General features: G+C 40.7%; 12 protein-coding genes. 4 read left to right on the top strand and 8 right to left on the bottom strand.

Translation table 11 applies throughout. From position 1 onward, the window contains the following. The first annotated feature begins 8 nt into the window (after positions 1-8). Together AC04QZ_RS18895 and AC04QZ_RS18890 are read left to right on the top strand one after the other, a co-directional pair. On the top strand, positions 9-3,140 hold the full coding sequence (locus AC04QZ_RS18895) for an efflux RND transporter permease subunit (protein WP_478359023.1): 3,132 nt from the start codon (positions 9-11) through the stop codon (positions 3,138-3,140). 130 nt (positions 3,141-3,270) lie between these two features. Then, on the top strand, positions 3,271-3,669 hold the full coding sequence (locus AC04QZ_RS18890) for a hypothetical protein (RefSeq protein WP_478359022.1): 399 nt from the start codon (positions 3,271-3,273) through the stop codon (positions 3,667-3,669). A gap of 120 nt (positions 3,670-3,789) precedes the next feature. On the opposite strand, the gene AC04QZ_RS18885 is transcribed toward AC04QZ_RS18890, so the two are convergent. The 8 genes from AC04QZ_RS18885 to AC04QZ_RS18850 all read right to left on the bottom strand — a co-directional run bounded on the left by AC04QZ_RS18885 (position 3,790) and on the right by AC04QZ_RS18850 (position 11,857). Then, entirely contained in the window at positions 3,790-5,139 is a 1,350-nt protein-coding gene (locus AC04QZ_RS18885) for an alkaline phosphatase family protein (protein ID WP_478359021.1), read from the bottom strand. Between the two features lie 10 nt (positions 5,140-5,149). Further along, on the bottom strand, positions 5,150-6,355 hold the full coding sequence (eboE, locus tag AC04QZ_RS18880; protein WP_478359020.1) for a metabolite traffic protein EboE: 1,206 nt from the start codon (positions 6,353-6,355) through the stop codon (positions 5,150-5,152). A 3-nt stretch (positions 6,356-6,358) separates the two neighbouring features. Then, positions 6,359-7,522 carry a 3-dehydroquinate synthase gene (locus AC04QZ_RS18875; RefSeq protein WP_478359019.1) on the bottom strand — a complete coding sequence of 388 codons (1,164 nt, stop codon included), beginning with the start codon at positions 7,520-7,522 and terminating at the stop codon, positions 6,359-6,361. A gap of 27 nt (positions 7,523-7,549) precedes the next feature. Continuing rightward, the gene (eboC, locus tag AC04QZ_RS18870; protein WP_478359018.1) at positions 7,550-8,434 is read right to left on the bottom strand and encodes a UbiA-like protein EboC; all 885 of its coding nucleotides are present in this window, start codon (positions 8,432-8,434) and stop codon (positions 7,550-7,552) included. A 4-nt stretch (positions 8,435-8,438) separates the two neighbouring features. After that, positions 8,439-9,425 (bottom strand): TatD family hydrolase, encoded by a 987-nt coding sequence (locus AC04QZ_RS18865; protein ID WP_478359017.1) that lies wholly within the window; start codon positions 9,423-9,425, stop codon positions 8,439-8,441. A gap of 26 nt (positions 9,426-9,451) precedes the next feature. Next, positions 9,452-10,291, bottom strand: coding sequence for an EboA domain-containing protein (locus AC04QZ_RS18860; RefSeq protein ID WP_478359016.1), 840 nt, complete (start codon positions 10,289-10,291; stop codon positions 9,452-9,454). Positions 10,292-10,328: 37 nt separating this feature from the next. Then, the gene (locus AC04QZ_RS18855) at positions 10,329-10,709 is read right to left on the bottom strand and encodes a transmembrane 220 family protein (RefSeq protein WP_086545446.1); all 381 of its coding nucleotides are present in this window, start codon (positions 10,707-10,709) and stop codon (positions 10,329-10,331) included. 281 nt (positions 10,710-10,990) lie between these two features. Further along, entirely contained in the window at positions 10,991-11,857 is an 867-nt protein-coding gene (locus AC04QZ_RS18850) for a LysR family transcriptional regulator (protein ID WP_478359015.1), read from the bottom strand. A gap of 72 nt (positions 11,858-11,929) precedes the next feature. Between AC04QZ_RS18850 and AC04QZ_RS18845 the strand changes: the two genes are divergently transcribed. Next, on the top strand, positions 11,930-12,475 hold the full coding sequence (locus tag AC04QZ_RS18845; protein WP_478359014.1) for a GNAT family N-acetyltransferase: 546 nt from the start codon (positions 11,930-11,932) through the stop codon (positions 12,473-12,475). Beyond that, complete coding sequence (locus AC04QZ_RS18840; protein ID WP_478359013.1) at positions 12,475-13,377, top strand: DMT family transporter; 903 nt, start codon at positions 12,475-12,477, stop codon at positions 13,375-13,377. The genes AC04QZ_RS18845 and AC04QZ_RS18840 overlap by 1 nt, the downstream gene beginning before the upstream one ends. The last annotated feature ends 210 nt before the right edge of the window (positions 13,378-13,587 follow it).

Raw genomic sequence — 13,587 nt, 5'->3', positions numbered from 1 at the left:
TTTCAAAAATGACTAAATTCATAAAAAGCATTATAGGCTTTGCACTGAAGAATAAATATTTCATCTTTTTTGCCACTTTTCTCTTAATTCTGGCAGGTTATTTAAGCTTCAAACACACCACCATTGATGCGTTTCCTGATGTTACCAATACCAATATCACCATCATTACCCAATGGCCAGGCCGAAGTGCCGAAGAGGTAGAAAAGTTTGTAAGCAGACCTTTGGAAATTGCCATGAATCCTACCGAAAAACGGACCAGCATCCGTTCTTCTTCCCTATTTGGTTTATCCATCGTAAAAGTAAGTTTCGAAGATGATGTAGATTATGCTGAAGCACGCGTACAGGTAAACAACCACCTCGATGAAGCAGACCTGCCCGAAGGAATCCAACCCGAAGTACAGCCACCTTACGGGCCTACTGGTGAAATATTCCGTTATACCTTATCTAGCGACACAAAATCTGTAAGTGAGTTAAAAACCTTACAGGATTGGGTGATACAAAGAGAACTTTTATCTGTTTCGGGCATTGCTGATGTAGTAAGTTTTGGAGGCGAGGTAAAAACCTACCAGATTACTGTTGATCCACAAAAAGCCATCCAATATGGTGTAAGTGCGAAGGAACTCTTCGAAGCGGTATCTAAAAGCAACATCAATGTGGGCGGCGATGTAATTGTACAAAGTGGTCAGGCTTATGTGGTGCGCGGTATCGGCGTGCTCAACAATATCGACGAAATCAGAAATGTGGTGGTTGATAATATTAATGGCACTCCTGTTTATGTTAAAACCATTGCCGATGTGGCAGAATCGGCTTTGCCAAGGCTAGGTCAAGTTGGCCGCGATAAAGATCCCGATGTGGTTGAAGGCATTATTGTAATGAGGAAGGGCGGTAATCCAAGTGATGTAATTGCCAGGCTGAAAGAAAAAATAAATACGATCAATTCCAGTATTTTGCCTGATGATGTAAAAATCAAACCTTTCTACGACCGCGAAGATCTGGTTAATTACTCCGTACACACCGTGATGGGCAATATGCTTGAAGGGATTTTATTTGTTACCCTAATCGTATTCCTCTTCATGGCTGATTGGCGCACCACCTTAATCGTTTCTATTATCATTCCTTTAGCACTTCTTTTTGCGTTTATCTGCCTCAAATTAAAAGGCATGCCAGCCAACCTGCTTTCTATGGGTGCAATTGATTTCGGGATCATTATAGACGGCGCCGTAGTAATGGTTGAAGGAATTTTCGTCGTGCTGGATGCAAAAGCCAAAAAAGTAGGCATGGAAAAGTTTAATAAAATGAGCAAACTCGGTTTTATTAAAAAAGCCTGTTTAGAAAACGGAAAAGGCATTTTATTTGCCAAACTGATCATCATTACTGGCTTGCTCCCCATTTTCACCTTTGAAAAAGTGGAAGGTAAAATGTTCTCTCCCCTGGCCTGGACTTTAAGTTTTGCCTTATTGGGCGCTTTAATCTTAACCTTTACATTTGTACCGGCCATGGCCAGCGTGTTTCTAAAAAAGGATGTAAAAGAGAAACACAATATCTTTTTAGAATGGATTACCAAAGCAACCCTTAAATTTTACGATCTCTGTTTCAAAAAAAAGAAACTGGTTTTTGGAATTTCTATTGTAGTGCTGTTTTTAGGTGCTTTTAGTTTTAAATTTCTGGGGACAGAATTTTTGCCCAGTTTAGATGAGGGCTCCATTTATGTGCGTGCTACTGGCCCGTTGAGTATTTCGTTGGACGAAACCAAAAAACTTTCGAACGAGATGAGAAAGATCTTTTTAAGTTTCGAAGAGGTAAAACAAGTGATGTCTCAGACTGGCCGGCCAAACGATGGAACGGATGCAACGGGTTTTTACAACATGGAATTCCACGTGGATATTTACCCCCGAAAAGAATGGAGACAGAAACAGACTAAAGAACAGCTGATTGAGCGGATGCAGGAGAAATTAAAGCGCTTTCCTGGTATCAGCCTTAACTTTTCTCAGCCAATTTCTGATAATGTAGAAGAAGCTGTTTCAGGTGTAAAAGGATCAATTGTAGTGAAGCTGTTTGGCGAAAATTTCGAGTACATCGAAAAGGAAGAGGAAAAAATAGAAGATATTTTAAAAACGGTAGAGGGTATTGAAGATTTAGGTATACTCAGGAATCTGGGGCAGCCAGAATTACAGATTAATCTCGATCAGAAAAAAATGGCCTTATATGGCGTAAGCACAGCAGATGCTAATGCAGTGATCGAAATGGCGATCGGTGGTAAAGCCGCTACGCAGATTTATGAAGGTGAACGCAAATTTGATCTCATCATCCGTTATCCCGAAGATTTTAGGAATGACGAAAGTTCGATCAGTAAATTACGTATACCAACGCTATCGGGTTCAAATGTTCAATTGGGCGAAATCTCGAGTATCCGTAAAATTACCGGACCAAGTATGATTTACCGCGATAAGCACAAGCGTTATGGGGCGATCAAATTCTCCATCAGAGGCCGTGATATGGGCAGCGTAATTGCCGAAGCACAACAAAAAGTAAATGCAAAAATCAAATTGCCACAGGGCTATCAGCTCGAGTGGGCCGGTGATTTTGAAAACCAGCAAAGAGCCATTGCACGTTTATCGCAGGCTGTTCCGGTAAGTTTGTTGCTGATATTTTTTATCCTGTTTGTGCTTTTCGGCAATTTTAGGGATGCGCTATTGGTACTCAATAACGTTCCTTTTGCCATGATCGGTGGCATATTGGCGCTGTTGGCCGCAGGTGTAAACTTTAACATTTCAGCAGGCATTGGTTTTATAGCATTATTCGGTATCTGTGTGCAGAACGGTGTGATCCTGATTACCCGCTTCAAAACCAACATCACCGAGCTGAAACACCACGCCACGTGGACTTTTACCGATGCCATGCGTGATGGGATTGCCAGCAGATTTAGGCCGGTATTAATGACGGCCTTAATGGCCGCTATTGGTTTAATGCCAGCAGCACTCTCTACCGGAATCGGTTCCGAAGCCAGTAAACCACTGGCCATTGTAGTTATTGGTGGGTTAATTACCAATACCTTGTTTAACCTTTTTGTGTATCCGATTGTATTCTATTGGTCGTACAGGAGAAAGGTACATAAAGCGATGAGAGATGTAAAAATATAAGATTGACCATCGAAAATGTAGGACAGTAGATGTAAAATGGATGATGGAATTTCAATGCTTAATTAACGAAAAAAAAGTTTTTAGTAGCGTTTTTGGTCGCTGTACCGTATAAGCTATAAATTAAAGCTTTATGAAAAAGATATTATTACTCCTCCTGGCTGTAACAGGCCTTTTGTATGTATCATGCAAAAAAAACGATAAAGATAACGATGGGCCTGGTGAAGTTTATGGTAAGTGGAAACTCACCGAAACGATGCAGGATCCCGGGGATGGAAGTGGCAGATATAAAAAGGTAAGCGGCCAGATCAAATATCTTATTCTAAACAAATCAGCAGATAATGCCGGTAAATTTGAAGGTGATGCACTTCCGGATTTATTTTCGTTCAGGATTTTGGATAGTGTAAAAATGGAAGTTTACAGCAACACCTATAAAATGCCGATGATTTATCAGTACAAGGTTTCAGCAAAATCGCTACAGCTTAACCCTCCTTGTTTCGAAGGTTGCGGGTACAGGTTTGTAAGGGAATAATCTTGTAGGTGAGGTCCTTAAAAAGATTAATTTATTTGAACCTGGATTCAACAAGATCTTCTTATATACGATCGTCCTGCTGATTCGATAACGATCAGATCAGCAGAACATCATTCTTTTTCAAACAGTCAAACTATCCCAGATCACCTGATAAACATCCGGTGCATGTAAGCTTTTATCGATTGCCTTTGAGGTAACCAGAACAGGTTTAAACTGATCGGCCACATTAATGCTGCCATGCGATCCTTTAACCAGCGTAGCATCGAGTGGAATGACATCCATCACATAACGGAAACCGGCTTTTTTCCTTAAAAGTTTGTAGCCTGCCCTCAATTTAGAAGTCATGAACATTTCTACAGGATCGTAGCCAGGTTTTTTATGAATATCAACTACCCGCGCATAATCCGGCGCTTTAGCATCGTCAAGCCAAAAATAATAGGTAAACCAGCTGTTTTCTTTTGCCGTAAGCACCAGATCGCCTGAACGTTCGTGGTTAATATGGTGTTTCTCCTGTTCAGCCTGATCCAGTATCAATTCAATTTCTGGTACACTTTTCAATAAAGCCTTCACCTGCTCCGTTACACTTTTATCATTGATGTAAACATGTGCAACCTGGTGATCGGCCACTACGAATGCTTTAGAAGCACCCGGATCGAGTAACTCCAACCCTCTTTCTTCACGAATCTGAATCAAACCGTTTTCCCTGAACAAACGGTTAAGGTGGATTGGCTTATTTACGGGGGCAATACCATATTCAGAAAGCAAAATGATGCGTGCACCCCTGCTTTCATAAAAACGAACCAATTCTTCTACTACCTGGTCGATTTCTTTCAGTTCAGTACTGATTTTATCGAGCTCCGGACCAAACTTTTGCAGGCAGTAGTCTAAATGGGGTAAATAAATTAAAGTAAGCGTAGGATTGTGCAGCTTTTCAGTTTCCATCGAAGCATCTGCAATCCATCTGGTAGATTTAATATTTGCGCCTGGTCCCCAGAACTGAAACAAGGGGAACTGTCCCAGTTTATTTTGTAAATGATCACGTAATTCAACTGGCTGCGAATAACAGTCGGGTAGTTTACGGCCATCGGCCAGGTAATTGGGGCGTGGTGTTACCGAAAAATCGGCTGTCGAATACATGTTGTACCACCAGAACATATTGGCACAGGTAAAATCCGGATCTTCTTTTTTAGCCTGATCCCATATTTTTTCGGCATTCACCAGTTTATTAGACTGTTTCCAGAATTTAATTTCACTATCCGTATCATCGTACCATCCATTACCCACAATGCCATTTTCTGAAGGATATTTACCCGTCAAATAGCTCGACTGTACCGCTGTGGTAACTGCCGGCAACAAAGGTTCAACGGTAGTTAAATGGTTTTTCGAAATATATTGCTGAAGAAAAGGTGTATGCGTTCCAATTACGGAAGTAGATAAGGCTACGATATCGATAACAACGGTTTTGTGCATATTTCTTAAATTATAATAAATTTTTAACCCAGGCAAGCTCCCTAATGATTGAATCGTTCAAAGGTGCTTTTAAAGCTGTTGGTAAAACCTCCCAGGTGTAGGTTTCGACTTCTAAATGCGTGGTAAAAGGACTGTTTTTTTGCAAGTTTAGCACCTCGGTAATGTCTGACTGTGTAGATTGGATCAAACCCATATCTTCAACAAAAATGGGAACATGGAAATGTGCCCTCCACTCCTCTACTTCAGGATTTTCACCCGCTGCCAGTGCATCCGACAGGTCAGGATAACGCAATAGCGTACCGTCATTTTTTCGTGCAATTACCTGGTGGAGGTAAGTAGGCTCATCAAAACGGCCTAACTGATCTAATACAGCTGTTCTTGCTGAAAGAGAGGCAGGTAATTTTGCTTTTAATGCCGCACTAATCTGAATTTTCCCAATCTTAATCCCTTTCTCCTGCAGTTCTTTGATGATGGCCGTATGTGGTTCATATCCGATTGCAAAATGACAAACATCATAACACAAACGGATATGCATTTTGATTAAATTTTCTGCTTCATTGGCGTTTAAGCCCGATTGCTCCGCAAAATATGTTTTTCCAATTGGTAAAAGCTCGTTTTCAAACCAGTTGATAAATTCCTCGCCAGATTCCAAAAAACCATCTGGTTCTGGTTCGATATCGAGGTGGATCATTTTATCTGTTTGTTGATGGATTTTTGCTAAACCTTGTGCAACTGCTAAAACATGTGTGCTTGCGGTGGCAGTAGCTTTTTCCTTCTCTAAAGTATCTTTAAACCAGGGTTTATAGCTTAATGGTGAAGTCGAAATCCCACCTTCTAAGTCTTCCGGGAGTAATTCGGAAAGGATTTCAGCTAAACGAATTGTATATGCAACGCGGTCTCTGGTCGTCCAATCTGGTGCATGTACCTGGTCTTTAACCCGGGTATGGTGGAAACCACCATAGGGAAATCCGTTCATGGTAAATACGTATCCACCTTCCTGCTTAAGCCATTGTTTAAATGTTTCCAGGTGATTTTCTTCCAGCAATTCGATACTGGCAAGATTGGAAAGGCGTAAACCGATGCCCATAGGTGCATCTGGCGATAATTGGGCTTTTAATACCGGAAAACTATCTTTTAACACCGCAAAATGTGCCATCCAGTCTTCGCCTGCATAAATATTGGTGCAGAAGGTTAAATGTCCGGAAGTTAATTTCATCGTTTAATGTTGAATTATAGCGGTTTGGTTATTTAAAATTTCGGCAGCTTGTTTTAAAATATCTGCATCAATTTCATGCACTTCCTCTCCACTACCCAGGCCTGTAAGCAAAGTGATGGTTAATTCACCACCAAGGTGTTCCCTAAATTCTTCCAGCCCCTGTAAAATTGGACTATTGCCTTCAGTAACCTGTAACAAAGGATGCGTTAACTCGAAACCAAGTTGGTGGATCAGGCCAATTATCCTTTGCGCATCTTCGGTACTGATTCTGCCCGATAAATTGGAATATACGGCATCTAAGGCTATGCCCATGGCAACAGCCTCGCCATGCCTCACTTCAAAATTAGTCAGATATTCTAGTTTATGCGCACTCCAATGGCCAAAATCCAATGGTCGGGCCGAACCGTTTTCGAAAGGATCGGCACTGCGGATATGCTCCAGGTGGAGTTTTGCGCATTTCCAGATCTGGTAGTTCATGGCGGTGATGTCGCGTTGTGCCAGCGCAGCGGCATTCGCCTCCAGCCATTCAAAAAATTCGCGGTCTTTAATCAGTGCCACTTTAATCGCTTCGGCAATACCTGAACGCCAATCGCGATCGGATAAAGTGCTTAAAAATACTTCATCATTAAAAACAGCAACTGGCGGCGAAAAAGTGCCTAGAAAGTTCTTTTTATTGAAATAATTAATTCCATTTTTTACCCCGACGCCTGAATCGTTCTGCGAAAGCACAGTACTTGGAATTCTGATGTGTTTGATACCGCGGTGTGCAACCGTCGCCGCATAACCCACCATATCGAGCACCGCCCCACCGCCAATGGCAGCAACAAACGAGTGCCGGTCAATCCCATGAACATTAATGGCTTCCAATACCCGATCAAAATATTGCGTATCGTTTTTCACCTGTTCTCCCCCGGGAATAACTAAGATATCCTGAACCAACTGCGTTTGTGGGTATTTTGAAAAATATGCTTTAATCTGGTTATTAAGGTCCTGGTGTGCATTTGCCACACCTTCATCTATTACAAATAAAATCTTTTTTACGGCAACGGCCGGATTTAGATTAACTAAAAAACTGTTTAACAGTTCATTTTCTGGCAAAAAGAGCGATGAAGTAAAGAAAACATTATAATTATATTGTACCGTAAAGGATTGATGTAAATGTTCCATATCAATTTGGTAATGTGTGTTTGATGGTTAAGTAACGGCGAATAATTTAGAGAGCCACATGGATAATGGCAATAAAGCTGCAATAATAAAAGCCAAAATCAGGGCATCGAAAGTTACGGCCCAGGCGGCATCCATCAAAATAAGTGAAATTACGCCAGCTTTTACTGCTCCGCCGATATTTTTACCGATAGGTTCTTTTATTGCTTTTAAAAGTGGCCTGAAAATCATAAAGGTAAAAGGAACCAGAAACAGTAGCGACCACAACAACCTATCGTTTACAAAAGCAAAATAAGCAATAGCGCAGATCACGATTGCATATAGAAAGGCCGCCAAATACAAGTTTTTAGCATGGCCTCCGTGAACTTCACCCCGGCTGGTCATCGTAATGGAAAAAATATAAATAACCGGAATAACCGCCAGGTAATAATGACTACAAAGCATTTCTGGCACAATGCTCAAACCTAGCAGCAGGTTAAAACCACGGCATAGGCCCATATTCAATGGTCCGAAAAAAGAATGATGTTTGCCAAATTTATTATAAAGCAAAGCGAAAACGGCGACCAAAAGCGCCAATAATCCCGATGTTAAACTATTTAACGCTGCCAGGGTTATTCCGGCAAAAAGCAACAGAGTCCCTAAAATGGCTGCATTTTGCAAACTGATCAAACCACTCGGGATGGCCCTTTCCGGACGTTCTATTTTATCCAGATCGGCATCAAAAACATCGTTGAAAACAATTCCTCCTCCATACAAACAGGCTGTTGATGCGGCTAAAAGTACAATAGATAACCATGGAATGGAAAACCCACTGCTTAAAACACCAGAAATGGCAATTCCCGCTAAAATATCTGCAACTGAAGTAACAATATTGGCAGGGCGCATCATGCGCAGATAGACAATTATTTTTTTCAATACTTTAGCTGATGATGATAGACGATTTATCTGTTCTTGGCTGTTGTCCGCCGCGCAAAATGGTGTTACCTTCGAATTTCTCGGTCAGGTCTACATTTTTTTGCGCATTGAAATCGGCTTCATCCAGCTGTCCGCTCTGTGCAAATGCAGTAATCGCATTGCGGTAAGTAACCAGTTCAATATCCTGATCGCTTAAACCGCGCATTTTCATTAAAGCCGCAGTTTTAGGTACAGCCAAAGGATCGCTGATGCCCCAATCGGCAGCAGAATTGACCATAATACGCTCCGGGCCGTACTGTTTTACAATCTCCACCATGCGCTCATTACCCATTTTGGTAAAAGGATATATGGTAAAAGCAGCCCAGAAGCCTCTATCTAATACCTCTTTTACGGTCTCTTCATTGTTGTGATCGATAATTACACTATAGGGATCGAGGCCATGTTCCAAGGCAATATCCATGCTCCGCTGCGTACCTTTTTTCTTATCGCGGTGTGGTGTGTGCACCTGTACAGGTAAACCTGCTTCTTTGGCCAGTTCGAGCTGTAGCCTGTAATATTTTTCTTCCGCGGCAGTCTGGTCGTCGAAACCGATTTCCCCTATTCCCACTACGCCTTCTTTATAGACAAACAAAGGCAATATTTCCATTACCTGTTCTGCCAGGCTTTCGTTATTGGCTTCTCTCGAGTTTAGTCCAATGGTACAATAATGTTTGATACCAAACTGTGAGGAACGGAAACGCTCCCAACCGATCAGGCTGCTATAATAATCTCTAAAGCTATCCAATCCGGTACGTGGCTGCCCCAGCCAAAATGCGGGTTCTATCAAAGCAACAACACCTGCATCGGCCATCGCCTGATAATCGTCTGTTGTCCTCGAGGTCATGTGAACATGTGGGTCGAAGAATTTCATCCCCTTTACCGCACTGATATCGAACGCTTCAGGCTCCCCCATCAATGCTTTATCTCTTTCAATTGAACTACTGCAACACATATATTTCTGTTTTGAATGTCTAATGGTTAAAATGAATCCCAGTTTAAGTTCCCTTCTGAAAGGGCCAGCTTAAGTTCAGGAAAAGTATGAATATAATCTTTTGCCGGTTGATAATCAGACTGAGCAACGGCAAGTGCAATGGCCCGTTGTTCAATCTGGTCGTAATGCATCAAACCAACTTTAAGGTGCTCAAAAATTTCTGCATTGATAAATTTACCAACCAAACGCCAAAGTTGTGGATGCACCTTTCGTCCCGCAGCCCAGCGTTCATTTGCATAATCTATCAAAGTTAATGCAAGTTCCAGATTGGCGCGTTCATCTAAACCTACAATATGCCTGATATCTTTTTCGGTAAAAAAAGCTTTTAGTACCAGTTGATTCCAGGCGGCATCGTCCAGATTTTCTGAAGGGTATGGGTTGTTTTCCATAATCGCTTCCAAAACCGATCCGATATTACTCCTGATCCCTTCAGCACAACGTTTAACCCAAATTTCAGGATGAGCCAAAAATGGCAATGCCGAATATAAAGCCACGGCCTCATTCATTTCTGCCGAAAGGAACAACCGATCGACAGTTGCATATAATTTCTCCTGATCTGCTGCATTTAAATTGCTTAGCAGCCAAACGCGGCAAAGCCTGTCAATAGTCCAGTTACTGATATAGCTGATCCCAGCCGCCGTTATTAAAACCTTTTGGGCATCGTTAAGCTGAATAACCGATTTCCCAGTTTTGCGTGGCACCATCACAAATGCCTGACTGATCTTATTGCTTTGATCAGCCGATTGCACTATACTTTCTAACCAGTTTTGGCTATCTGCACTCACATTGCTTTTTACAATAGCTGATAAAGCTTCTTGGATAGCCATCCTATCATCACGTTTCATAAAGTATCTGAATAATCGCTTAGCTGGTGATACCCGCCGAAACAAAATAATTGATTAACAACGCACCTGCAATAATTAACAGCCCAAAAAATTCTCTCGTTTGTTCGATATAAGGTTTAGTAGCCTGCATACTTTCTACCAGACTTGGCCGCTTATATTTCATCATCCAATCTCGTACACCATCTTTTGCAAAAAACAGGATAGCAGCATAAATTAAATAGAAAGCAGTTAAAAACAGATAAGCGAAAGGGTAAAATTTACCTGCAGCAGCCAATCCACAGCATATTGCGGCGCTTAAATAGATAGATACCCAAAGAAAAGCATCGTTATCATTTAAATTTACATAGGCAAATCCTATAAACGAGATGCAAAAAATAATGTTGAGAATAATTAAAAGCATTTTAAATTATTTGGTTTAAAACAAGGTAAATCGATTTCCCGATTCTTTTCATTCAAAAACAAAGTTATTTAAACTGAATGCTTTTTTTGCCTAAAAAATGTAAATTATATACTGCTATAAAAGTTTTTTTTGATTAAAAACGGCGTTTGCCCATACCTTTGCTCTTCTTTCAATATTGCATAAAAAGAAAGGCAGTCTGCATCATCATTCCAAAATGATAATGCTCAACGGTATCTGCCATCACATATTTTACCGGCATTTAAAAGCGTCAAACCATCATTCTAATCTCCAAAAACAAGTTTTAAAATATTCGCCAGCACAGGATTATGGTCATCGGCCCGCCAATTGATCAATATATCGGTTTTAAAGGGCAGCGGGATAAAGCGCAGCCCCGGACTTTGGTGATGCATATAAGAATCGGGCAAAATCGCTATTCCCAGTCCTTTTCGTACCAGTGCAATAATGGTTGATCCAAATTCGGAATGCAGAAATACATCCGGCACAAAATCATAAGATTTGAAAAGTGCCTGAATAATCTCGCTGTAGCTACTGCCCTCATCTTTAGTGGGCAGGATAAATTTTTGCGCCCTAAGGCTCTCCTTAGATAAATCTTCGAATCTTTTAAAAGCATGTTCTAAAGGAACCACTAAAGCCAGGTGATCGGAATATATTTTTTTCGATTTAATCCCCTGCTCGCTGGTTATATCGCGGGTAATGGCCAGGTCGATCTTATAATTTTTCAGAAAATCGAGTTGATTTTCATATAAAACCTGTACCAATTTAATTTGGAGCTGTGGAAAGGCCTCTGTAATCTTCGCTAAAATATCGGGCATGATGGAAGCCGATATCGAATCAGGATGTGCGATGGTAATCGTTCCGCGTTCGCCTAAATGGATCTGCTTGGCAAACTGATGGATATATTCGATTTCATTTAATTCGACTTCCCACTTTTCTTTTAAGAATTTACCCGCCGAAGTGAGCTTCACATTACGTTTATTACGTTCAAAAAGCTGTAAACCCAATTCATTTTCGAGCGACTGAATTTGGCGGCTAAGGGCTGACTGTGTGATATTTACCTTTTCTGCCGTTTTCCAATAATGAAGCTGTTCTGACAAAGCCAAAAAATACTTGATTCGCTGAAGATCCATTAATGCAAAATACGCATTAATAAATGAAAAAATAGCATTTTATAACATTTAAAGAGTTCCTACATTCGTGGCATGGAGCATATCACAATCGAAAGGGCAACAAGAGCGAATATCGAAAAATTACAGGAGATCAGTAGAACAACGTTTTATGAGGCTTTTGCAGATGTAAACAGTGCCGAAAACATGAAAGTTTATCTCGAAAACAGCTTTTCGCAAGAAAAACTGACAGGGGAACTGAGTAATACGGATTCTCAATTTTATTTCGCCCTACTTGATGGAAAAGCGATTGGCTATTTAAAAATCAACCTTGGGCAGGCACAAACCGAAAAGCTGGATCTTGATGCACTTGAAATAGAACGGATTTACCTTCTGAAAGCATTTTATGGTCAAAAAGTTGGCCAGCTGCTTTACCAGAAAGCCATTGATATTGCCCACGAAATACAGGCCAGTTATGTATGGCTGGGTGTATGGGAAGAAAACTACAGGGCTTTAAAGTTCTACGAAAAAAATGGTTTTATCGCGTTCGATAAACACAAGTTCTGGCTAGGCGATGATGAGCAAACAGATTTGATGATGAAAAAAGTATTGGTTAACGAAAACGAATTAAAAGTATCCTGATGGAAAAAAGAAACTTCTTTTTAATTTTATTGATATTAGGTACCGCATTCTGGGGCATTTCCTTTTCAGTTACCAAACTGGCTATTGGCCAGCACCAGCCGGTGTTGTTTTTATGCTATCGTTTTTTTCTGGCCACAATGGTTCTATCTGTTATTTTCTGGAAACATGTAAAGAAATTAGATTTAACAACCATTAAAACAGGCGCCAGCCTGGCTATTCCACTGGTATTGGGCATTTATTTGCAAACACTGGGCATTACACACACTTCAGCATCACAATGTTCATTTGTGGCAGGAATAACGGTGGTAATGATTCCAGTGATTAAACTTTTTATTTACCGAAAAGCTGCAGCATTAAAAATATGGATTGCCGCCTGCACCGCACTCACTGGCCTGTTCGTCATATCGGTTACGAATCAATTCAGTATTGGAACGGGCGATTTATACACCATCATCGGCGCTTTTTGTTTTGCCATATATCTCATCCAGATCGAAAAAGAATCGATGGCGGGTGATATTATTCCGACCATTGTGCCCATGTTTGCCACTTGCGCCATACTCACTTTTCTATTAACGTTTATTCAGGGAAACATCACCTGGATTCCGCAGCAGGAAACATTTTGGATGGGTATTATTTTTTGCGCACTATTTTCGACGGCGTATATGTACACCATATCGAATATTTCTCAAAAGTACATTAGTGCCGAAAGGGTATCCATCATCTATCTTTTCGAACCTATTTTCGGAGCCTTCGCTGCACATTTTATTTTGGGAGAAGAAATTACATCGAGGCTATTAATTGGTGGCGGCATGATATTTTTGGCAACACTGATCTCTGAACTGAAATGGAAAATGTCAAATCAAATGGCAATGCTCAGGGTATTGAAGGAAAAAAAGTATTAGCCTAAATTGAAGCAAGGCCATTCGAAATAATTGGCTAGCTATTGCAAATAGACACAGAGATATAATCCTTAAAAAAACTTCGAAAAATAACATCCAGTCCGATCAGGTAAATCTTGGTCGGGCTTTATTATATTTACCAGGAATTACGGCAATTAAAAATCAACCTTAACCATCCCTCTATTTTAAGCAGGGGACAAAATAAATTAATGC

Source organism: Pedobacter folensis (genome assembly GCF_056490665.1).
Note: the sequence above shows the minus strand (reverse complement) of the source record. Positions and strands in the feature narration are given on the sequence as shown.

Bases quoted from the DNA above. Each gene is read 5' to 3' on its own strand.
- AC04QZ_RS18890 (WP_478359022.1), top strand. From the start codon at position 3,271: ATGAAAAAGATATTATTACTCCTCCTGGCTGTAACAGGCCTTTTGTAT.
- AC04QZ_RS18840 (WP_478359013.1), top strand. From the start codon at position 12,475: ATGGAAAAAAGAAACTTCTTTTTAATTTTATTGATATTAGGTACCGCA.
- eboE (WP_478359020.1), bottom strand. From the start codon at position 6,355: ATGAAATTAACTTCCGGACATTTAACCTTCTGCACCAATATTTATGCA.
- AC04QZ_RS18860 (WP_478359016.1), bottom strand. From the start codon at position 10,291: ATGGCTATCCAAGAAGCTTTATCAGCTATTGTAAAAAGCAATGTGAGT.
- AC04QZ_RS18865 (WP_478359017.1), bottom strand. From the start codon at position 9,425: ATGTGTTGCAGTAGTTCAATTGAAAGAGATAAAGCATTGATGGGGGAG.
- AC04QZ_RS18885 (WP_478359021.1), bottom strand. From the start codon at position 5,139: ATGCACAAAACCGTTGTTATCGATATCGTAGCCTTATCTACTTCCGTA.
- AC04QZ_RS18875 (WP_478359019.1), bottom strand. From the start codon at position 7,522: ATGGAACATTTACATCAATCCTTTACGGTACAATATAATTATAATGTT.
- AC04QZ_RS18850 (WP_478359015.1), bottom strand. From the start codon at position 11,857: ATGGATCTTCAGCGAATCAAGTATTTTTTGGCTTTGTCAGAACAGCTT.
- AC04QZ_RS18855 (WP_086545446.1), bottom strand. From the start codon at position 10,709: ATGCTTTTAATTATTCTCAACATTATTTTTTGCATCTCGTTTATAGGA.
- AC04QZ_RS18845 (WP_478359014.1), top strand. From the start codon at position 11,930: ATGGAGCATATCACAATCGAAAGGGCAACAAGAGCGAATATCGAAAAA.
- AC04QZ_RS18895 (WP_478359023.1), top strand. From the start codon at position 9: ATGACTAAATTCATAAAAAGCATTATAGGCTTTGCACTGAAGAATAAA.